Source organism: Frankia gtarii, assembly GCF_025403375.1.
Lineage (GTDB): Bacteria > Actinomycetota > Actinomycetes > Frankiales > Frankiaceae > Frankia > Frankia gtarii.
This window is the reverse complement of record NZ_JAMPTM010000005.1, coordinates 43134-63660: the sequence shown is the minus strand read 5'-3', so window position 1 is coordinate 63660 and position 20527 is coordinate 43134. Positions and strand designations below refer to the sequence as shown.

Genomic DNA, 20527 nt, shown 5'->3' with positions numbered 1-20527 from the left:
GGCAGAGGAATCTGACTACCGGCTGATTTTCGCGCTTCGCCTGCGGTCCCTTCGGGAGGCGGTGGGTCTTTCCGTTCGGGGCATGGAAGAGGCCAGCAGGTTGACGGTCAGGCGCGGTGCCGGTAAGCAGCCTGCCGTCGGGCCGGGCCAAAAGCCGCCACCGCTCATCAGCCGGAGCACGATTTCCGCGATGACCAGCGACCGGAGTCCGGTGCGGCCGGAGCCGGCAAGCTTTGCAGCCTTCGTCGACACCTGTCTGCGGGTGGCCGATGAACGGAACATCACGCTGCCCGCGGACCTCGGCGATCGGGACGGTTGGGACGCCGCCTACCTCGATCTGCAGCGCCGGACCATTCGTCCCCCCACGGCCGGCGAGCCAGGTACCGGCGAGCCAGGTACCGGCGCATCAGGTGCCGGCGCACCAGGACCAGCGGACAGCAACGTGCCGCAGGCATCGATCGCCGCCGCCGCAGAATCGGTCGATATGGTGCCGCAACAGACCACGGCACCCCGGCTGCTTCGTGATCGAATTACCACTCGGCGTGTTGTTCTCGGGTCCTCGGCTGCGGTGGCCGTCGTCGCCGCCGGAACCATCCTGCCGGCCTGGCTGCATGGCTCGTCCGCTGCCTCGTCGGCTGAGAGTTCGTCGGCCGGCGGCAGTAGCACCACCGCGGCAGTCGTGGGAGGGCCTGGGAGCACAACGGCACGCAGCGATTCCTACAGTCCGGTCGGGACGAGGCTGAGCCCGGCGATCGGCAAGAACAATCCGGTCTGGTCAGTCGCGGCCGGGATGCTGCGGGGAGAGCTGGTCGCGATGGTCGGCCGAGGCGACGGCACTGTGCAGCTGTGGAGTCCCCTGACTGGGCACGCTCGCGGTGTGCCGCTCGCCGGGCACAGCGCGCCGGTCTACTCGGTCGCGATGCGCGGATCCCTCGCGGTCTCCGCCAGCGTCGATGGGACCCTGCGGCGGTGGCAGTTGACAGCCCGGCCACCGTCGAGCGTCCGGCTGGGCGGACCACTCACCCGCGGCATCAACAGTGTGGCGCTGCTGGCCATCGAGAGCCGGACGATGGCGGTGTCCGCCGCTGATGATGGCACCGTGCGGCGTTGGGATGTCGCCGCCACCGGGTCTACCGGCGTCGTCCTCGGCGGGGACCTGCAAGCCGAGGTGAAAAGCGTCGCCGTCGGCCTTGTCAACGGCCAGCCCACGGCGGTGACGGGCAGCGGGGACGGCACGGTCCGGCTGTGGGACCTCACCGCGTCTACGCAGGGCCGCCTGCTCGGATCGCACGAGGCGGCCGTCGGCACCGCGGCGATGGGCGCCGCTGGCGGCCGAGTCATCGCCGTCACGGGCGGGGAGGACGGTGATGTCCGAGCTTGGGACCTCTCCTTGGCCGCGCCCGTCGGCCGCTCACTCGGCGATCCGATCAACAATGCGGTCAAGACCGTCGCCATCGGGCCGATCAAGGGCCGCCCCAGCATCATCGCTGGCAGCGACGACGGCGCCATCCGGATCTGGGACCTCGCCACCGCCAGCCCCTACGGAGACGGACTCACCGGCCCCGAAAAGGGCGCTGAGGCCATCTGCGTCACCGGCGTACAAGGCCACACCGTCGTCGTCTCCGGTCATTGGGACGGCACCATCTGGATGTGGAGCCTGTAACCGATCGCAGGACCGATCGCGCGGGTGTGGCCTCTCGGCCGGTCGAAATCAGCCGCTAGTCCCGCCTTCCGCACATGGGTCCGCGACCTGCGGTGATCACCCAGCGGGCCCTGGAATGCCGGTCCCTTCAGGAAATGATCCGATCCTTCAGATCGGCGGCCGCCGGGGAAACCCTGAGCAGGCGGCTGTTCGCCTGCTGCCAGCAGCCGGCTTTCTTTCGTGAAGCCGCGGTTTTCCTGGATAAGATCGCATGCCCTACCTGCGTCGTTTCGGATATTGACCGCGCCGACACCGAGACGGCGCGCCGACAGCTATGGACGACTGGCCGCCCGAGTCGTCGAAATCGGCCGCCAGCCACGGGCACGGACGATGGACCTGCTGATCGCGGCGACGGCGCACGCCCACGGGGCCAGCATCTACACCCGCAACGCCGCCGACCTTGCCGGCCTCGAAGATCTCATCACGATTGTGGCGATCTAGAAAAAGGCTGCCCCTCCGGGCGTGACGTCGAAGACCAGCGACTCGGGATAGCGCGATACCGACGATCAGGGCGCCTACGCCTTGGCGGCGGCCTTCATCGCCTTCTTGTAGTCGCGGACCTTGCTGCGGGACTCGGGGCTGGTGATGTCGGCAACCGAGCGGTAGCTGCCATCCTCACCGAACGGGGCGCACGCCTCGCGCCAGCCCGGCGGGGTCACGCCGAGCTGCTTGCCAAGCAGGGCCACGAAGATCCTGGCCTTCTGCTCGCCGAACCCGGGCAGCGCCGCGACCTGCTTGAACAGCTGCCGGCCGTCAGTTGCAGTTGTCCACACCCCGGCAGCGTCACCGCCGTAGCTGTCGATGACGATCCGGGAGAGCTTCTGCGTCCGCTGCGCCATCGCGGCGGGGAACCGGTGCAGCGCCGGCTGGACGGAGAACACCGCCGCCAGTTCCTCCGGGTCCATCGCCGCAAGATCCGCTGCGTCCAACCCACGCCCAAGCCGCCGCGTCAGCTCCAGCGGCGCCGCGAACGCCCGCTCCAGCGGGATCTGCTGATCGAGCACCATCCCGATCAGCAGCGCCAAGGGATCGTTGGTCAGCAGCTCGTCCGCCGCATCGATCTGACTCAGGTGCAGTCCCACGACATCACCGTAGCCGACCGCGCCGCGGCGGCCGGCAAGCCGCCGGTCAGACTGCCGTGATCATGGTGATCGCGATCATTTGTCACTTTCTGCCTAATTGTCATCTGCTGTGTTAATGTCACTCACTGACACACACGCATTGAATGACAAGAGGGGGCGGGATGGATCGGAAGTGGTTGGCACTGGCCGGCGTCGCGGTGGCCGTCTTCGCCGTCGGCGTGGACGGGACGGTGCTGGCGGTGGCGCTACCGACGCTTGCGGTGAAGCTGCATGCCTCGGCCACGGATCTGGTGTGGTTCTCGTCGGCGTACCTGCTGACCTGGGCCGCGGCGATGCTGCCACTGGGGTCGCTGGGCGACCGGTACGGGCGGCGCCGGGTGATGATCGCCTCCCTCGCCGCCTTCGGGGCCGCCTCGGCCTGGGCCGCCTGGTCAGGTTCGGCGGCCATGTTCATCGCCGCACGCGCAGTGGGCGGAATCGCCGGGGCCGGCATCGTGGTGATGGCCATGTCGGCAGTCACGGTGATGTTCGCCGAGGACGAGCGTTCCCGGGCGGTTGGCGTGTGGGCGGCCGTGAACTTCCTGGCCCTGCCGACCGGACCGATCCTTGGCGGCTGGCTGCTCGACCGGTTCTGGTGGGGCTGGGTCTTCCTCATCAACGTGCCGGTCGTGGTCATCGCGCTGGTCGTGGTGGTGGCGCTGGTGCCAGAGTCCCGGGGGTCACACCGGGGCCGGCTCGATCTCGTGGGGATGACTCTGTTCGGTGCCGGACTGGCCGGGCTGGTCTACGGGTTCGCCGAGGCGGGCACCCGTGGTTGGGGTTCGATGTTCGTGATCTCCGCGCTGCTGGCCGGCGCCCTACTGCTGATCGTTTTCGCGCTCTGGCAGCGTCGCCTCACCCCCGGCCCGCCCGCGGCGCCGATGTCGAATCGGGCGCGGGAGCCGCTCGTCGACGTCGGCCTGTTCCGCATCCCCGACTACGTCTGGGGCACGGTCCTGGCCTTCCTGTGCTCGCTGGTGATGATCGGGGTGGTGTTCACCCTGCCGCAGTATTTCCAGGCCGTGCTCGGCGTGGACACCATCGGCTCCGGCCTACGCCTACTCCCGCTGCTCGGCGGGCTCGCCGTCGGCGCGATCGGTGCCGAGCCACTCACGAAGGCGATGGGCGCGAAGGTGGTACTCGTCGGCGGCTTCGCCGTGCTGGGTGCCGGCCTGATACTCGGGTCCGAGACGAGCACCGGCAGCGGTTTCGGGTTCGTGTCCGCCTGGACCTCGATCACCGGCGCCGGGATCGGTGCGGTCCTCGCCACGGCCACCGCCGCCGCGCTCGGGCGCATCCCCGTCGCCCGGGCCGGTGTGGCCTCGGCCCTCATCCAGGCGTTGCAGGATGCCGGTAGCCCGTTCGGTGCCGCGATACTCGGCATCACCGCACTCGCCAGCTACCGTGCCAACCTCGATATCACCCCGGCGATGACCGGACTCACCCCGATCCAGACCGGTGTCGTGCGCGGCGGGGTCTTCGACGGCACCGCGCTGGCCCACCAGCTCCACTCGCCAGCCCTGCTTGCCGACGTCCGCTCGGCGTTCGTCGACGGCATCGACACCGCCTTGCTCGTCTGCGGCGGGATAGCGTTCACCGGGGCGCTTCTGGCGCTGGCGCTGTTCCCACGTCGGGCAACCATCGCCGGGGCGGAAGCCGCCGGCCCCGGCACTGAAGGCGACGCTGTCGAAACCGCCAGCATTGCCGCCGGCGCGTCGCAGCCGGTCAGCCGGGCGGGTGGCGAGGCAATGATCGACACAGCACGCGCTGACACCGTTGTCGAAGGGAGCGAGTAATTGTCGCAGGAGCGGCCGTCGTGGAACCAGAAGCAGACCATCGCGCTCAAGCAGACGATCCAGGCGACCGCGCTGCGACTGTTCGCCGAACGAGGATATGCCGAGACCACAGTCAGCATGATCGCCGAAGAGGTCGGGGTCGCGGCGCGGACCTGCTTTCGCCACTTCCCGACCAAGCCCGACATGGTCCTGTGGGACGCCGCCGACTACGACCTGCTGGTCCACTTCCGCGCCCGGCCGGCGGGCGAGGGCGTCATCACGGCCTTCCGCGAGGCGCTACGCGCCGGCTACGCCACCCTGAGCCCCGACCAGCGTGCCCTGGAGCAGCACCGCACCGATCTCATCACCGCGATACCCGAGGTCCGCGCGGCGCACCTGGATCACCTCACCTCCGCCACGCACGAGTTCACCGTGGCCGTGGCAGAACGTTCCAGACGCGAGGCGGACGACCCAGACGTCATCGCGGTCAGCAGCGCCATCATCGGCATCCTGATGATCAGCCAACTCGCCGCGTCCCGGCGACCCACGCCGTCCTCGCCGCATCGGGACCCGGTCGTTGCGATCGACGACGCCCTAGCCCGCCTGCAACAAGGATTCGGCACACTCTGACCGGAAACGGCAGCAGCGGGCTCCGGCTCGTCAAACGCCGGCGCGATCGCTCGCGGTGGGTCTCCATTCCGGCAGCCACACGCAAGCCCGGTTCATGTGGTCACTTAAGTGGAACGTGGCACCATGAATGCTCAGGCTCGGGCGACGGAGCCTGTTTATGCCGGCAACGTCGGCTGGCCAGGGAGCTCATTCTCGATGAAGCGGCGGATCTCCTCGACGACAGCGGCCGGTGCCTCCAGCGGCAGCAGATGCCCCACCCCCGGGATGACCGTCAGCCGAACCCTCGCGAGGGCCGGCGTCAGCAGATCCTCCAGGACGACCGGCGGCTCGACCTGGTCGTACTCCCCGGCGATGACGACGGTGGGCACCGTGATCGCCTTGGTCGAGGTCGAGACATCGGCCACGATGCCCTCGAGCGGCCAGGCTGCCCGCGCCGCCGGGGTGCTGTCCAGACTGTCGTGGAGCACCTGCCGGCGAAGTTCTTCGGACAGCCGCGAGTGGGTGAGGACGTTCTCGATCGAGAACTCGACAGATTCCGCCGAGTCGTACGCATGTGCCAACCGCCGCTGGTACTCATCGGTCACGTGAGCCGGCGGGCGCGGCGGAGCGGGTGCGACGAGGACCAGGCCGGCCAGGTATGCGGGCCGGCGCCCGGCGACGATCTGCGCGATCTTGCCACCCATCGAATGCCCGACCAGAACGACGCGATCCAGACCTTCCCGGGCGACGACGGTATCGACGTCCGACGCAAGCTGATCAAGCGAGTACGGCCCGGCGAGCGAGGACGCCGTGCCCCAGCCTCGCTGGTCGTAGGCCGCGGTGTCCAGGGCGCCGAGCTGGCCGATCACCCGGTCCCAGGTACGGGCGGAGCCGCCCCAGTAGTGCAGGAACAGCAGTGCCGGGCCGGCTGCGCGACGCCGGTGGACGACCAGGGAGCCGCCGGCCACGGGCACGGTGCCGATGGTGAGGATTGACACGATCATTCCTTCGGTGTTGGGCGCGCCATTGCACGAAACGCTGGTGGCTCAGGAGAAACTACGACCGGACCTCCCCGCTCGGCATTGCCAGCAGCGGTCAGGCGTTGGTAGAAATCGGACAATGGTTCCGATCCGACAAGTGGAGTTTGCGCATCCTGGCGGCTCTCGCTGGTCCATCGAGCTGATGGAGTTCGCCAACCTGCGGCGGATGGCCGACCGCCAGATGCGGGCGGCCCCGGTGCGCCCCGACTTCCATGTGGTGGCGGTCGTCCGCGCCGGAACCGGCCGCTACTGCGTCGACTTCGTCGAGGGTGGCCTCGAGCCCGGCAGTGTGGTCTGGGTCCGTCCCGGCCAGGTACACCAGTGGCCCGACGTCGATCGCGTGACCGGCGACCTCGTGCTGTTCACAGCCACCGCGGTCCGGGAGCCGGCAGCGGCCCGGATCGCCGCTGATCCGTTCGGCCCGCCGGCCTGGTTGGTGTCCCCGGCCCGCCGGTCCCTGGTGTGGTGGGCGGCGGATCATCTGCGCGCCGAACTGGCATCCGCCGCAGCCGAGTGCGCCGAATCCACCGCGCTCGAGGCGACGGCGGGGCTGCACGGGGCGGCTGCGCACACCCCTCCCATCCCTCAGGCCCTGCTTGCCGTTCTGTTGCTGCGGTGCGCCGGCGAGTCAGGCCTGCACCGCGGTCCTGGGCAGGGCGACGGCGACCCGGTCTTCCGTGCGTTTCGCGACGCGGTCGAGGCGGATTTCCCACGCCACCGCTCGGTGCGTCACTATGCGCACCTGCTGGGGTACGACGCTCGTACCCTGTCTCGGGCGACCCACCGCGCCGCCGGGATCTCGTCGAAGGCGTACATCGATCAGCGCCTGGTGCTGGAGGCGAAACGCCTGCTCGCGCACTCCGACCTGAGCGTGGCGCGCTGCGCGCAACGGCTGGGATTCGACGACCCGGCCAACTTCACCGCCTATTTCAGGCGCGCCACCGGGAAGGCGCCGGGCGCATGGCGGCGCAGGTACTCCCATGGGCCGGTGCCCGGTTTTGCGGAGAAACCCGCGGCGGTGAAAAACCCGCACGTAGGGCGTCTCAATCCGTGGATGTAGACGGACGGGCGGCGGCCGGCCGAGGCGGCGCCGCCTCCAGCCGCGAAGTGGTCCAGCTCGCGAGGAGCTGGAGCGCGCGCTGGGTCGGCGAGCCCGGCTCGACGGCGTACACGCACAGGGTCTGGTCCGGATCATCCGGAAGCCGCAGCGACTCGTAGGAGAAGTGCAGGTCCCCCACGAGCGGATGACAGTAGTGCTTGGCGCCATGCGTACGGCGCAGCACGCGGTGGTCGTTCCACCAGCCCGGAAACTCGGGCGAGCCCACGGTGAGTTCGCCGATGAGATCGGCGAGTCGACGGTCGCCGGGGTAGCGCCCAGCCTCAAGTCGGAGCATGGCGACGGTCTCGGCCGCCACCCGCTGCCAGTCGCCGGTGCGTCGCCGGGCCTCCGGGTCCAGCAGGTAGTAGCGGGCGAGGTTGCGGCGCGCCGCCGGCAGCGCCTCGAAGTCGGTGAGTATCCCCCGGGCCAGGCGATTCGAGGCGAGAATGTCGGTACGCCGGCCCACGACGAACGCGGGGACGTGTTCCAGCGTCTGAAGCAACAGGTACAGACCCGGGCGGACACGTTGGACACCGTTCGGGGCACGCCGGGTGATGGCCGGCCGGGCGAACAGGTCGGCCAGGTGTTCGCGCTCGCTGGAGTCCAGGCACAGCGCACACGCAAGCGCCTCGATCACCTCTTGTGACGGGTTGATCGCTCGGCCCTGTTCGAGGCGGGTGTAGTACTCGGTACTGATCCCGGCCAACCGCGCGACCTCGTCACGACGCAGGCCGGAGACCCGACGGACCCGACCGTCGCCGGGTAGTCCGACCTGGTCAGGGCTCAGCCGGGCCCGGCGGCTGCGCAGCAGGTTGGCGATCTCGGCGCCGCGGTCCATGTGTCCAAGTCTGGACTGGTCTCAGGCGGCTCGCCGGAAGTCGGATAGCCCTGCCAGTACCTGCCTCGGCAGGGCCAGCCGCGCTGCTCCGCGGGGACCGGCGCGGAGGTCAGATGGATGTGGCGGTCGCGGCACCGCTACCCGAGCCCTCGGCGGTGCCGATTCCCATCCGCCGCGTCCGACTTCGAACGGAAGGTGCCATTCATGTCTCCCGGAACAGCCGGAACAGCCGAAATATCAGCCAAGCCTCTTGACGGCCGCGTCGCAGTGATCATCGGCGCGTCCAGTGGCATCGGCGAAGCGACCGCCGAGCTACTCGCTTCGTCGGGCGCCAGGGTCGCCGTGGTGGCGCGTCGCGCTGACCGGCTCGACGATCTGGTCGTCCGGATCGAGAAGACCGGCGGTACCGCGCTCGCCGTCGCGGCCGACATCACCGACGCGGCCGCGGCACAGGCCGCCGCGGACCGCGTCGGCGCCGAACTGGGCGACGCCGACCTGGTCTTCAACAACGCCGGCGTCATGCTGCCCGCACCGATCGAACAGAGGCATGCCGGCCAGTGGCAACATCAGATAGACCTGAACGTCACCGGGTTGATGAACGTCATCGGCGCCTTCACCCCACAGTTGGTCCAGGCGGCCGGCAGTCGCGGCGTTGCCGATCTCATCAACACCAGCTCGATCGCGGCGGAGAACCTCTTCCCGGGATTCGCCGTCTACTCGGGGACCAAGGCCTACGTCAGCCACCTGTCCCGTCACCTGCGCGCGGAGCTGGGCCCGAAAAACGTCCGCGTCTGCGCGATCCTGCCCGGAATCGTGGGCACCGAGCTGCAAAACCACGTCACCGACCAGGGGGCCCGCGACTGGCTGGCCGGTTCGCGGGAGTCCATCGAATGGCTCCAGCCCGGTGATGTCGCGCAGACCATCCTGTTCCTCGCGGCGCTCCCGCCTCGCGTCAACCTGCAGCAGGTCACCATCATGCCGACCGGACAGACCAGTTGACGTCATCGTCCGGGATTCCGACCGCGTCGCGTTCCCGAGAGCGACGCGGAGACAACCACCCGGGACGACGACGGCGAGGGCGTCACAGGTGCGCCCCGCCGGTGGCATCAATGATCTGGCCGGTGATCCAGCGGGCTTCGTCGGAGGCGATGAATGCCACCACGTCGGCGACGTCGACGGGCCGCCCGACCCGGTTGAAGGCGGAGAAGGAGCTCCAGTGGGCAAGCTGGTCGGGATCATCGCGCAGCCACATCGCATTGCTGTCCACGTCGACGATGCCGGGCGAAACCGCGTTGACCGTGATCCCGCGCGCGCCGAGCCCCTTCGCCAGACTGTGGCTCAGCGTGTTCAGGGCCCCCTTGCTCATCGCGTACGTCACCATCTCCGGGGCGGCGATCCGGGTGACTCCCGAGGAGATGTTGATAATCCGCCCGCCGTCACGCAGCCGCGGCAGCGATTCCTGGATGACGAAGAAGGGCGCCCGGATGTTGACCGCGAAGACCCGGTCGAACTCCGTGACGGCGGTGCCGGGCAGGTCGCTGGAGGACGAAATACCGGCGTTGTTGACCAGTATGTCCACCCCGGGCGCCACGTGGGTCTCGGCCAGCCCGGCATCGAAAGCCGCCCAGAGGGTGCCGGCGGCGTCGGGGACCTCGAGGTCGGCCCGGACGGTGAAGGCCCGGCCGCCTGCCTCGGTGATGCGCCGGACCGTCTCCTCCGCCGCGGCCTCGTCCCGGCCGTAGTGCACGGCGACCAGGGCGCCGTCGTCCGCCAGGCGTTGCGCGATCGACCGCCCGATGCCCCGACTGGCCCCTGTGACCAGCGCGGTCCTGCCGTCGAGACGTGCCATCACGTTCCCCTCGTCTGTCCCGGGTCAGATCTTTAGCGATCGATAAAGATCTCGGGGAGAACTTTAGCGATCGCTATAGAATGAGTCAATGGCGACGACGGACTTCCCCCGCCCGGGCAGACGCCGCACGTTCGACCGAGCACGGGCGCTCGAGGTGGCGATGTTCGAGTTCTGGCGGCGCGGGTACGACGCCGTCTCCATGGCGGAGCTGACCGCGCGGATGGGCATCGCCGCGCCGAGCCTGTACGCGGCCTTCGGGGACAAACGCTCCCTGTTCCGCGAGGTGGTCGACACGTACACCGGCTCCTACGGCGCCTTCTTCGACCGGGCGCTGGCGGCGGAGGAGACGGTGGGCCGCGGAGTCCACCGCGCGCTGCGAACCGCGGCGGTCGAGTACACCCGGCCCGATCGCCCGCCCGGATGCCTCGTCCTGAGCGCCGCGGTGAACTGCGGCACCGCGTCGGCCGACGTCGAGGCGCTGCTACGGGAACGTCGGGAGGCAAACACGGCGGCATTGCGCGAGCGGATCGTGACCGACATCGCCGCCGGGGTGCTGCCCGCCGCGACCCGCGCCGAGGCACTCGCCCGGTACGTGGGCGCAGTACTCCAGGGCATGTCACAACAGGCACGCGACGGCGCTCACGCGGCAGACCTGCTCGCCGTCGTCGATGTGGCGATGGCGGCGTGGCCAGTGGAGACGGCCACGCGCTGACCCCGAGCTCACGGCCCCCTATCCGGCCGCCTCAGCGGCCAACCGTCGCTCGTTCTTTCCGAAGTTCTCTGGTCCAGAACCATCCCGATCAGCAGCGCCAGCGGATCGTTCGTCAGCAGCTCGTCCGCCTCGTCGATCTGACTCAAGTGCAGTCCCACGCGAACGCCGTATCCGGCCTGGAGCGGCGGACGCCCCGCCGCTGGTCTCCCCGCCGACCCGCGTTCCCCGTCGCTCATCGCGCCGGACGCAGCCGCCGCCGAACAGCAGGATTGACGCGTGCCCGGCGGGTCCGGAGAGACCCGCCGGGCACATGGACCCGCCGTCAGCACGCCGTCAGCACGCCGCCGGCAGGGCAGCGAGCAGTGCCATCGGGTCCGCGAAATACACCTCGCTAGTGCGTAGACGACCGTCCGCGACCGTGAACAGCTCCACGGTCGGCATCACCACTCCATTTCCCGTTGCCCGATCGGTGAAGGTGACGGTAGCCCTCAGCACGAGGTGATCGCCGTCCCGGACAACCCATTCGGTCCGGAAGTCGAGTGCGAATGTCGCTGCGATGGTGGTCATCAGCGTGACGTAGGAGTCGATGCCAACGTGCGTCCCGCCCCAAGGCAGCGAGCGGGGTTCGATGATGGTGAAGTCCGGGTGCAGGATGTCGGGGAGCTCTTCCCACTTCCCACTCCCCGCGGCCGCGAGCAGGCGGTGGATCAGCTCGCCGCCGCCGGTAGAGGCCGTGGTCACCGGGCCGGTGGCGGCCATCGCTCAGCCCGCGAGCATGCGCTCGAGGCCCACCGGGTCGGCGAGGTACACCGAACTCGCACCGGCGGAGGCGTCGTCTGGCCAGATGACCGCCTGTCCGGCGGCGACGCCGGCGATGATCCGCTCGGCGACGACCTCCGGGGCGGCCTTGTCTGCGTCGACCCCGGCAAGCATGTCGGTGTCGATACCGCCGGGATAGGCACCAAGGACCTCGATGCCCTTGTCACGCAACTCCGCCCGCAAGGACTGAGTGACCGAATGCGCTGCGGCCTTTGATGCGCAGTACCCCGCCATTCCCACCACCGGCGCCAACGCGATCAGGGTGAGTACGTTGACGATCGCGCCCGGGGCGTTCGCCGTCAGGACCGGGACGAAGGCCCGGCTCACCCGCAGCAGGCCGATCTGGTTCGTCAGCATGTCGCGCTGGAACAGGTCCAGATCACCTTCGAGGGCACTGCCGAACCCGAGCACACCGGCATTGTTGACCAGCAGGGTGACATCGTTCGCTGCCTTGGCCGCGGCGTCCACGCTCGCCTGGTCGGTGACATCCAGTTCGAGGACACTCACCCGCGGGTCGGCGCTCACGGTCGAGGCGACGCCATGGGGATCCCGGGCCGTGACGTAGACCTTGCCGGCACCGGCGTCGAGGAGATTGTCCACGAGGCGGGCGCCAAGGCCACGATTCCCACCGGTCACCAGAGCGATGCTGCCGTTGACATTCATGGTTCGCCTTCCGGTTGACGCGTTCAGTAGATCAACCGTATGACACACATGTGCGGAAATCGATGCCAAATAATCTCAGAATCTTGTCTGTTCGTCTCAGCTACCGGCCCGTTGTATGTTCATCGGTAAGCTGCGGCCATGGATCTGCTTGCCGACGTGCTGAGCGTCGCCGGCGTGCGCGGAACCGTAGCGGCGACGGTCCACGCCGGCGATCCGTGGGGGCTACAGCTGTTCCGGATCTCCGCGGCGGCCTTCCACGCCGTGACCGCCGGCACCGCCTGGCTACGCCTGCCCGGCCAGCCCCCGGTGCGACTCATGCCCGGCGACGTCGTCCTCCTGCCCACCGGGTCCGAGCACGGACTGGCCGGAGATCCGGACGGCCCGCTGGAACCGTTCGATCACGCCGCGTCGAAACGGGCGCTCGCCACAGACGGCCGGCTCGACGTCGGGCCCCGGCCAGCGCGGACCAGCATCCTGTGCGCCTCCTACCGGCACGATCCCGCGGTCAGCACCCCGCTTTTCACCGTGCTGCCCGAGTTGGTTCACGTCCCCGCCGGGGCGGCCGGGGCTGGTCCGCTCGCCGATACCGTCCGGCTGCTCTCGGGCGAGCTCGCCGAACCCGGTCCGGCCACCACCACACTGCTCGACCGACTCGTTGACGTGCTGCTCATCCAGGTTCTCCGGGTCTGGCTGCGGACCGAGCCCACGGCGCCGGCAGGCTCCTGGCTGCGGGCGTTGAACGATCCCACGGTCAGCGCGGCCCTCACCGCGCTGCACGCCGACCCCGGTCGCGCTTGGACGCTGAACGCCCTCGCCGACCACGTCGCCGTCTCCCGCGCCACCCTCGCGCGCCGCTTTCCCACCCTCGTCGGTGAAACCCCGGCCGCCTACCTCACCCGATGGCGCATGGACCTGGCCGCCCGGCGACTGCGTGACACGGACGACCAGATCGACGTCATCGCCCGCGCCGTCGGTTACACCTCCGAGTACGCGTTCTCCCGCGCCTTCTCACGCCACCGGGCGATTCCTCCAGGGCGCTACCGCAACCAAAGCCGTACCCACCACAGCTCCGCGACCCGTGGCGAGCATCAACGCTGATCTGTCTACCCGCCGTTCCTTGTTTGTCCGATTTACTGGGCCAGCACCCTACCGATCAGCAGCGCCAGCGGGTCGTTCAGCCTCCGCCTGGCCAACGGTGGCGCACGCGGTCTCACCGCCCCGCACGGCTCGATCTTGGGGCGAGCGGTTCGTCAGCGACTGCTGCCGCCTCGCGGCTGGCGTGACCGCTGCGCCGTGGCCGACACTGGGTGCGTGTCCCGGGAGGACGCCAAGGCGGCGTACCAGCGTCTGCGCGCAGCACACCTGAGCGCTGTGCAGGCCACGCTCGAGGATCATGTGGCGCGGCTGGCGTGGCCGCGCCAGCGAGTCGAGCGCTACCGCACCGAACGACTCCGGTCGTTGCTGGGTTTCGCGCGCGAGCGCTCGCCGTTCCACGCGGCCCGGATGGCCCACATCGACCCGGCCACAGCGACGGTCGAGGACCTCGCACGGCTGCCAGCCATGAACAAGCAGGATATCCAGAACGAATGGGACAGGATCGTCACCACGCCCGATATCGACCGTGCGGGCGCCGAGCGGGTGCTGGCCCAGCAGGGCTGGTTCTCCTACACGCCCGCGGGACTCCAGGTATTCAGCTCGGGCGGTTCAAGCGGTGTGCGCGGCGTCTACGTTTGGGACTGGGAGCAGTTCGTCACGCTCGCCTGTCTCGCCTGGCGATGGCAGACGCGTGACGAGCGCGCTTCCGGCTCGGCCGGCCACCCGATGCGACTGGCGGTGATAGAGGCCGGCGAGCCGCCACACGCGAGCACGCCGTTGTTCGACGTCGCGACCGGGCCGTCGATGCAGACCGTCGTGATCCCGGCGGCGGCGCCGTTCGATCAGGTGCTGCGCGCGGTGGCGGGCGCGCGGCCGACCCATCTCGTGGGTTACGCCTCGATGATCGGCCGCCTCGCCCGGGCCGCGATCGTGGGAGAGCTCGACATCCGGCCGGTTCGGGTGAGCACCAACTCCGAGCCGCTCAGCGCACAGGACCGCCACGCGATCGACACCGCCTGGGGCGCTCCCGTCCACAACCTGTGGGGCTCGACCGAGATCGGCGTCCAGGCGGTCGGCTGCGGCCACGGCGACGGTCTTCACATCTGCGCGGACGAGGTGATCCTCGAGCGGGTCGATGCGGCCGGGCGGCCAGTCGCCCCCGATGAGCCGGCGGCGCGCACGCTCGCGACCGGGCTCGCCGGGCGCACGTTCCCGTTTGTTCGCTATGACCTCGGTGACGAGATCACGCTGCTGCCCGGCCGCTGCGCATGTGGCAGTTCGATGCCGCGCGTCGCCGACATCGTCGGTCGGTGTGACGACGACTTCCGCTACGGGCGGCGAACGGTCCCGGCGAGCGCGTTCCGGCACGTGCTGGGTACCGACCCGCTCATCTCGGAATATCAGGTGCGTCAGACCGCGGGCGGGGCGGAGGTGCTCGTGGTCGGGTCACCCGACGCCACCGCGGTAGCCGCGGCACTCGCCTCTTCGCTACGGCCGTACGGACTTACGAATCCTGACATCAGTGTCAGCGTCGTCGAACAGCTCCCCCGGCACGCCTCGACAGGCAAGCTCAAGCGCTTCATCGCGCTGAGCGACTAGCCCCGGTACGCGTCGGCATCAAAATCGGCATCGGACGGCTCTGCCCAGCATCCGGATCGAAGCCACCCGCGACGACGCCACCGGTCGTCGATCAGCCTTGAACCGTGATGATCGACAGTGGTGACGCCCGCGGACCGTCCCACCGCGCGACGCGGGGAGTGGGCAGGTCGGGGCCGTTGACTCTCCAGTGGGTGGAGGCCCGCCGTCTTCGGCGACAGTCCGAGCGCTGTCGCTGACAAGCTGGCCATGGGTGCACCCGAGCTACCCGAGGATTCGACCCCGGAGCAGGTCGCGGCCTGGGTTGAGATCGCCGAGCTGCTACGCGAGTGATATGCCCAGGCACTGCGCACCCACGCCTGACGCCCTGCCCCGCCCAGTTCCTCCGCCAGTGTCCGCCTGAACGCGGGCGGAGCGCGGAGGCGAAGTGCGGAGGGGGAGCGCGGAGGGTCGAGCCCGCCGGGAAGCAACACGAAGGTCGGGCGGCGAGAAACTCAGCGCACGTCGAGTCCTGGCAGGAGGGGCGGGAAGGAGTGGTCCTGCCAGATCAGCCGGGATCGCTCCTCCGGGTAGGCGGTGACGAGCGATGTGGTGTCGAAGACCTGGGTGAGGCGTCGGGCGGAATCGTAGGCCGGCCAGCCAGGGTCGCTCCGGGTGGCGAACGTGGTCCAGGCGGTCCGCATCCGCGCCGACAGGGCCGTCGCCTCGGAGGTGGGGCGCTCGCCGATGAGCATGGCTGGTTGGCCGTTGGTGAGGTTGCCGAACACGAGCGGTACGTCGAGGCCGTGGCAGGCGCCGAGTGCGCCGCCCAGGCCCGGGGCCGACCAGGCCAACTCGTAGAGGTGCACCCGCCCGCCGCCCGCGACCTGCGCCTGCGCGAGGTGCAGGGTGGGCATCCGGAACAGCCAGTCCGAGTGCACCAGTTCGTACAACTGGTCGGGGCCCGCGTCCGGGTAGGCGTCACGGTAGCGGCGGGCGCCGTCCGGGCCGGGGGCGAAGACCTGCAGCGCGGTCGCCGCCTGATCGGGTGTCACCTGCCCGAGCAGGCCGGTGAGGGCGGTGAACAGCCGCTGTTCGTCGCGGGTGTGGCCGGCGAGAAGGTCGACCTCCCGGCTGGAGCCGGCGGCCATGGCCTGCCACGGCGTGGCCGGCAGCACCTCGCCGTCGACGACGGGCGCGAAAAGGATCGACCGGTGCGCGGCCTGGCCCCAGCGCTGGGCCCGGGCGGTCATCGTGGCGGCGACGGTGTCACCGGCGAGGGCCAGCAGAGCCGGGTCCACGGTGGACAGGTCCGTGACGGTGGGACGCAGTCCCAGCTCGTCGGCGCAGGTGGTGGCGATGTCGGCGGCGAGCTGCGGGGAGAAGAAGGTGCCCGGCACGCTCTGCGCGATGGCTCTGCGGAACAACCCGGCCGCCCGGGGCATGGCCAGCAGGGCGGCGACCGATCCGGCGCCGGCGGACTCGCCGAACACCGTGGTCTCGTTCGGGTCGCCACCGAAGGCGGCGATGTTGTCGCGTACCCATTCCAGGGCGGCGACCTGGTCGAGCAGGCCGCGGTTGGGGGGTGCTCCCGCGATCTGGGCGAAGCCCTCCATCCCGAGGCGGTAGTCGAAGGTCACCACGACCACACCGCCGTCCCGGGCCAGGTGAGCGCCGTCGTACTCGGGCCGGCTGGATGCGCCGATCGTGTAGGCACCGCCGTAGATCCAGACCATCACCGGAAGCTTCGCGGCCGGGTCGGGCTCGGGCGACCAGACGTTGACCGTCAACCAGTCGTCGCCCGTCGTGTCCTGGGACGACGGGTCCCGGCCAAGCCCATCGGACTGCGGCGGCGGGGGGCCGTAGGACAGGGCCGGCCGCACACCGTCCCAGCTTGCGGCCGGCCGCGGCGCGGCGAAGCGGAGCCCGCCGACCGGCGGCTCGGCGTAGGGGATGCCGTGGAAGACCGCCACGCCCGACTCCAGGCTGCCGCGCAGTGCCCCGCCCGCCACGCGGACCTCGGGCCGGGACCCAGCAGACGCCGGTCCGGCAACGGCAGTCGTCATCGTTCCTCCTACGCGGACACACCACGCACTCGATCGCGCACTCGATCGCGGACGCGGACGCGGACGGCGGAATCATCACGCAGGACCGGAACCCTCGCCAATCATTTACCTGTGATCAATACGCGGGGAGGTGCACCGTCGGGACCCGGTCGTTGCGATCGACGACGCCCTGGCCCCGCTGCAACAAGGATTCGGCACACCCTGACCGGGACCGGCGGCAGCGGAACCACCACCGAATCCGCTGATCCAGCACCATCCCGATCAACAGCGCCGGCGGATCGTTCGTCAGCGGATCGTCCGCCGTGGGAAGCCGGCTGGTGGGGTTGTCAGCAGCGCACCACCACGGCTGGTACGCCACCCGCCTGAACGAGCCGGGTGATGTCCTTGGGGTCGCTGGTCAGGATGCGGTCGCCCGGACGGACGAGCAGGGCGACCGTCGCGTCGACCACATCGGATGTACCGGCGCGACCAAGTAGCACACCGGCATCGCGGCCGGTCCGCTCGTCAACGGTGCACACCTCCACCGCGCGTAGCAGGCGGGCCAGTGCGGCCTGCCGCCCGGCGTGATCCCGCCAGACCTGGGCAACGACGACGGCGTTGCTCCGTAGCCCGATGTCCCGCTGCTGCGCAACCCGGAGTCGGGCGACCATCTCCCGATCGCCGCGCTCGACAGCCAGGAGCGCACCCGCGTCGAGAACGATCGCGCTCACGCCGCCGACTGATCCGTGCCCAGGCCCAGCTCGCGCTCAGCCCGCGCCAGTTCCTCCGGCGTCAACGCCGGGTTTGCCGTCTCCCACGAGTCGAGGAACTCGGCGAGGGCATCGGCTCGAAGCTTCGCGGCAGCGGCGCCCGCGAGCCAGGCCGACAGCCCGACGCCAGCGCGCCGGGCGGCGTCCCGAACCGCGTCGCCCAGCTCGCCGTCGAACGAGACGCTCATCTTGTCAACCTTCACCGCTCCAGAATACCGGGGTAGCAACTACCGCGGTATGTCATCTCGATGTGGCTCGTCCACGGTGTCTGCCGGGCAGGAGTGGTCAGGGGCAGCGGTGGGTAATCGGCGGCTCTGCCATCGCCGTGGGCGAGCCTGATCGCGGTGAGGACTGTCGCGCCCGCCGACCAGTCCTCAGATCGCGCCGAGGAGAAGGGGCGGAAAGGAGGCAGACGCCGGTCCGGCGCCGGCGGCTCGGCCACCGATGGTCGGTGGCCAGCGGGTCATTCGTCAGCAGCTCGTCCGCGTCGTCGCCCCTCGTCTCGCGATCGCCGGCGTCCGAGCAGTGACATCGCGGTCGCCGCGAGTCCGAGAGTTCCGGGCCGCTTCGTGTCTTGCCGCTCCCTCCTACTACGCCATACGATACATCGTATGGCGAGATTCCAGCGGGATGAGGGCTTGGCCCGCTTCGGCGAGCCGGGAGTTCTGGTCCTGCTGTCACTGAGCGACGGCGCCAAACACGGTTACGCGATCACCGCGGATGTGTTGGAGCAGACCGGGGTCCGGCTCGGTCCCGGCACCCTGTACGGCTCACTGACCAAGCTGGTGGAGCGCGGCCTCATCGCCGCACTGCCCAGCGACGATCGCCGCCGCCCCTACGAGATCACGGCGGCGGGAAGAGCGGCGCTGGCCGCCCAGCTGGCGACCTGGTCCCGGGTCGTCCAGACCGGACAGTCACGGCTGGCGCAGGCATGAGGTGTCTCCTTCTCGCCATGTATCCCAAACGGTGGCGGGCGCGCTACGGCGACGAGTTCGCCGCGCTCCTCCAGGAGACTCCACTTACCTTGGCCGCGATCGTCGACGTTCTGCGCCACGCCGTCGGGCTCCGCCTCCAGGCCAGGCCACGCGTCGCCCAGGTCGCGGGATCGGTACTCGCGACGGCCGCCGTCGAAGCCATGGCTTCGCGGGCAGGGCTGACCGACAACATCCTCTGGGCTCCGACCACCCCGCTGCGGACGTTGGCGCTGGTGGCGGTTCTGGCACCGACAGTGCTGGTGATCGGCTCCGCGACCAGGCGGCGCGTCCGGCGCCGCGATCACGAACCGGCATGACGGGCCTGCTCGTAGCGGCGCTGGTCGCGGCGGTCCTGATCACGCTGGGTCTGATCGTGGCACGCCGGTCCGCGCCACCGCCAGCCGGTGGCTGGGGCGCCCGACTACGGCGCGCGGCGGCTCGCCTCCTCCTCCTGGCGGCCGGCGCCTTCCTCGTCGCACGGGCCGGATACATCATCGCCACCGAGCACCCCGGCCGTCCCGAGACCTACCGACGAGCTTGGGGCGGCCCTCACTACATCGGGTTCATCACCGTGCACGTCGGCCCCGCCGTCCTCGTCCTGTTCCTGACCGGCCTGTCGCTGTTCCGCTGGTTGAACAGGAGACCCGACCAGCGAGCATGAGACAGCCCTCGCAGTCGTCACACGGACAATCGCACGCCGGAGCTGTCGGCCTCACAGGCTCCGAAAAAGGCACGGATGTCGGCGGCGAGCAGGTCGGGAACCTCAAGCCCCGGGAAGTGGCCGCCACGGCCGGCCTCCGTCCACCGGGCGATCGGTAGCCGTCGCTCCGCGTACGGACGGATCGGGCGGGTGATGTCCTCGGGCAGGACGAGGACGCCCACCGGTTGGACGGTCCGCCACGATGGCGGGCCGCCGGTCTCCCGGTGCAGGCGCGGTGCCGAGCCCGCGGTGCCCGTCAGCCAGAACAGCGTCACGTTCGTGAGCACCCGGTCGGGACTGATCGAGAAGTCCGGGGCCGCCCACATCGTCATCGGGTCGAGCAGCCAGGCGAGCAACCCGACCGGCGAGTCGTTGAGGGCGTACGCCGGGGTCTGCGGCCGGGTGCCGTTGATCTGCCGAACCGCCGGCTGGTCGCGCAGGTAGGCCTCGGTCTGGGCGAGCCGCTCCTGGTCCCCCGGGGTCAGCCGGGTGCGGTCCGGGTCGCCGGGCAGCGGTGGGGTCGGGAGGTAGTTGAGGTGGATCCCGACGACGTGTTCGGCGTCGTGCTGCGACAGCGCCCGGGACACCGAGGCCCCCCGGTCTCCCCCGTGGGCGCCGTACCGCCGGTAGCCCAGGCCGCGCATCAGCTCCGCCCAGGCACGTGCCACGCGGTCGACATCCCAACCGCGCTCGCGCGTCGGGCCGGAGAAGCCCCAGCCCGGGATCGACGGGACGACCAGGTGGAACTCGGCCGAGAGCGGCCCGATCACGTCAAGGAACTCCACCACCGACCCCGGCCAGCCGTGGGTGAGCACCAGCGGGAGCGCGTCCGGCCGCGGGCAGCGCAGGTGCAGGAAGTGGATCCGCTGGCCGTCGATCTCGGTGACGAACTGCGGATGGCTGTTCAGCTCGGCCTCCGCCGCACGCCAGTCGTAACGGCGGCGCCAGTGGTCGGCCAGAGGGCTGCGGTGAGCGCCCTGAGCTGGTCCAGCGACTCACGCATGAGCGCACGCCGCACCTCGGCCACCCTGCGTGTGGGCGTCCTGGGCAGTGTGAGAATTCAGACCCGCTGCGGTTGAACCATTTGGTGCCGTGCCTGCGCGTCGCACGTCACCTTGGCCCACCAGCGTCGCAGGTCAGT

At 70.0% G+C, this 20527-nt stretch carries 21 protein-coding genes; 11 read left to right on the top strand and 10 right to left on the bottom strand.

The genetic code is table 11. The annotated features are described in order from the left end of the window. The first annotated feature begins 190 nt into the window (after window positions 1–190). On the top strand, window positions 191–1663 hold the full coding sequence (locus NBZ83_RS01970; protein ID WP_261564411.1) for a WD40 repeat domain-containing protein: 1473 nt from the start codon (window positions 191–193) through the stop codon (window positions 1661–1663). Between the two features lie 554 nt (window positions 1664–2217). Here the strand turns inward: NBZ83_RS01970 and NBZ83_RS01965 are convergent. Next, window positions 2218–2784: an HhH-GPD-type base excision DNA repair protein gene (locus NBZ83_RS01965; protein ID WP_261564413.1), complete on the bottom strand. Its 567-nt coding sequence runs from the start codon at window positions 2782–2784 to the stop codon at window positions 2218–2220. Between the two features lie 161 nt (window positions 2785–2945). On the opposite strand from NBZ83_RS01965, the gene NBZ83_RS01960 reads away from it, so the two are divergent. Then, window positions 2946–4619, top strand: a complete 1674-nt coding sequence (locus NBZ83_RS01960; RefSeq protein ID WP_261564414.1) for an MFS transporter — start codon at window positions 2946–2948, stop codon at window positions 4617–4619. Continuing rightward, window positions 4620–5228, top strand: coding sequence for a TetR/AcrR family transcriptional regulator (locus tag NBZ83_RS01955; RefSeq protein ID WP_261574209.1), 609 nt, complete (start codon window positions 4620–4622; stop codon window positions 5226–5228). Window positions 5229–5383: 155 nt separating this feature from the next. On the opposite strand, the gene NBZ83_RS01950 is transcribed toward NBZ83_RS01955, so the two are convergent. Further along, window positions 5384–6205 (bottom strand): alpha/beta fold hydrolase, encoded by an 822-nt coding sequence (locus tag NBZ83_RS01950; protein WP_261564417.1) that lies wholly within the window; start codon window positions 6203–6205, stop codon window positions 5384–5386. On the opposite strand from NBZ83_RS01950, the gene NBZ83_RS01945 reads away from it, so the two are divergent. Further along, a complete protein-coding gene (locus tag NBZ83_RS01945) occupies window positions 6192–7307 on the top strand; it encodes an AraC family transcriptional regulator (RefSeq protein WP_261564418.1) in 1116 nt (371 codons plus the stop codon). The genes NBZ83_RS01950 and NBZ83_RS01945 overlap by 14 nt on opposite strands. On the opposite strand, the gene NBZ83_RS01940 is transcribed toward NBZ83_RS01945, so the two are convergent. Beyond that, window positions 7291–8184 carry a helix-turn-helix transcriptional regulator gene (locus tag NBZ83_RS01940; RefSeq protein WP_261564420.1) on the bottom strand — a complete coding sequence of 298 codons (894 nt, stop codon included), beginning with the start codon at window positions 8182–8184 and terminating at the stop codon, window positions 7291–7293. The two genes, NBZ83_RS01945 and NBZ83_RS01940, sit on opposite strands and share 17 nt — an antisense overlap. A 204-nt stretch (window positions 8185–8388) precedes the next feature. On the opposite strand from NBZ83_RS01940, the gene NBZ83_RS01935 reads away from it, so the two are divergent. Next, entirely contained in the window at window positions 8389–9183 is a 795-nt protein-coding gene (locus NBZ83_RS01935) for an SDR family oxidoreductase (protein WP_261574208.1), read from the top strand. Window positions 9184–9265: 82 nt separating this feature from the next. Here NBZ83_RS01935 and NBZ83_RS01930 read toward each other — a convergent pair whose 3' ends face one another. Next, window positions 9266–10033 (bottom strand): SDR family oxidoreductase, encoded by a 768-nt coding sequence (locus NBZ83_RS01930; protein WP_261574207.1) that lies wholly within the window; start codon window positions 10031–10033, stop codon window positions 9266–9268. Window positions 10034–10121: 88 nt separating this feature from the next. Here NBZ83_RS01930 and NBZ83_RS01925 point away from each other — a divergent pair, with 88 nt between their 5' ends. Then, window positions 10122–10745: a TetR/AcrR family transcriptional regulator gene (locus NBZ83_RS01925; protein WP_261564424.1), complete on the top strand. Its 624-nt coding sequence runs from the start codon at window positions 10122–10124 to the stop codon at window positions 10743–10745. Window positions 10746–11078: 333 nt separating this feature from the next. Here NBZ83_RS01925 and NBZ83_RS01920 read toward each other — a convergent pair whose 3' ends face one another. Then, on the bottom strand, window positions 11079–11504 hold the full coding sequence (locus NBZ83_RS01920) for a nuclear transport factor 2 family protein (protein ID WP_261574206.1): 426 nt from the start codon (window positions 11502–11504) through the stop codon (window positions 11079–11081). A gap of 3 nt (window positions 11505–11507) precedes the next feature. Next, window positions 11508–12227, bottom strand: a complete 720-nt coding sequence (locus NBZ83_RS01915) for an SDR family NAD(P)-dependent oxidoreductase (RefSeq protein ID WP_261564426.1) — start codon at window positions 12225–12227, stop codon at window positions 11508–11510. A 138-nt stretch (window positions 12228–12365) separates the two neighbouring features. On the opposite strand from NBZ83_RS01915, the gene NBZ83_RS01910 reads away from it, so the two are divergent. Both NBZ83_RS01910 and NBZ83_RS01905 read left to right on the top strand, forming a co-directional pair. Continuing rightward, window positions 12366–13325 (top strand): AraC family transcriptional regulator, encoded by a 960-nt coding sequence (locus NBZ83_RS01910; RefSeq protein ID WP_261564428.1) that lies wholly within the window; start codon window positions 12366–12368, stop codon window positions 13323–13325. Between the two features lie 213 nt (window positions 13326–13538). Next, window positions 13539–14921 (top strand): phenylacetate--CoA ligase family protein, encoded by a 1383-nt coding sequence (locus NBZ83_RS01905; protein ID WP_261574205.1) that lies wholly within the window; start codon window positions 13539–13541, stop codon window positions 14919–14921. Between the two features lie 491 nt (window positions 14922–15412). Here the strand turns inward: NBZ83_RS01905 and NBZ83_RS01900 are convergent, their stop codons facing one another. The 3 genes from NBZ83_RS01900 to NBZ83_RS01890 form a co-directional block, all read right to left on the bottom strand. Then, entirely contained in the window at window positions 15413–16963 is a 1551-nt protein-coding gene (locus tag NBZ83_RS01900; RefSeq protein WP_261574204.1) for a carboxylesterase/lipase family protein, read from the bottom strand. A gap of 326 nt (window positions 16964–17289) precedes the next feature. Further along, a complete protein-coding gene (locus NBZ83_RS01895) occupies window positions 17290–17673 on the bottom strand; it encodes a twitching motility protein PilT (protein WP_261564432.1) in 384 nt (127 codons plus the stop codon). Next, the gene (locus tag NBZ83_RS01890) at window positions 17670–17900 is read right to left on the bottom strand and encodes a hypothetical protein (protein WP_261564433.1); all 231 of its coding nucleotides are present in this window, start codon (window positions 17898–17900) and stop codon (window positions 17670–17672) included. The genes NBZ83_RS01895 and NBZ83_RS01890 overlap by 4 nt, the downstream gene beginning before the upstream one ends. A gap of 423 nt (window positions 17901–18323) precedes the next feature. Here NBZ83_RS01890 and NBZ83_RS01885 point away from each other — a divergent pair, with 423 nt between their 5' ends. From NBZ83_RS01885 to NBZ83_RS01875, 3 genes are read left to right on the top strand one after another with little or no spacing between them, the layout of a single operon-like run. After that, window positions 18324–18647: a PadR family transcriptional regulator gene (locus NBZ83_RS01885; RefSeq protein WP_261564434.1), complete on the top strand. Its 324-nt coding sequence runs from the start codon at window positions 18324–18326 to the stop codon at window positions 18645–18647. A gap of 17 nt (window positions 18648–18664) precedes the next feature. Then, the gene (locus NBZ83_RS01880) at window positions 18665–19003 is read left to right on the top strand and encodes a hypothetical protein (RefSeq protein ID WP_261564436.1); all 339 of its coding nucleotides are present in this window, start codon (window positions 18665–18667) and stop codon (window positions 19001–19003) included. Further along, window positions 19000–19347, top strand: coding sequence for a hypothetical protein (locus tag NBZ83_RS01875; RefSeq protein ID WP_261564437.1), 348 nt, complete (start codon window positions 19000–19002; stop codon window positions 19345–19347). The genes NBZ83_RS01880 and NBZ83_RS01875 overlap by 4 nt, the downstream gene beginning before the upstream one ends. A gap of 17 nt (window positions 19348–19364) precedes the next feature. Here the strand turns inward: NBZ83_RS01875 and NBZ83_RS01870 are convergent, their stop codons facing one another. Beyond that, window positions 19365–20345, bottom strand: a complete 981-nt coding sequence (locus NBZ83_RS01870; RefSeq protein WP_261564596.1) for an epoxide hydrolase family protein — start codon at window positions 20343–20345, stop codon at window positions 19365–19367. Between the last annotated feature and the right edge of the window lie 182 nt (window positions 20346–20527).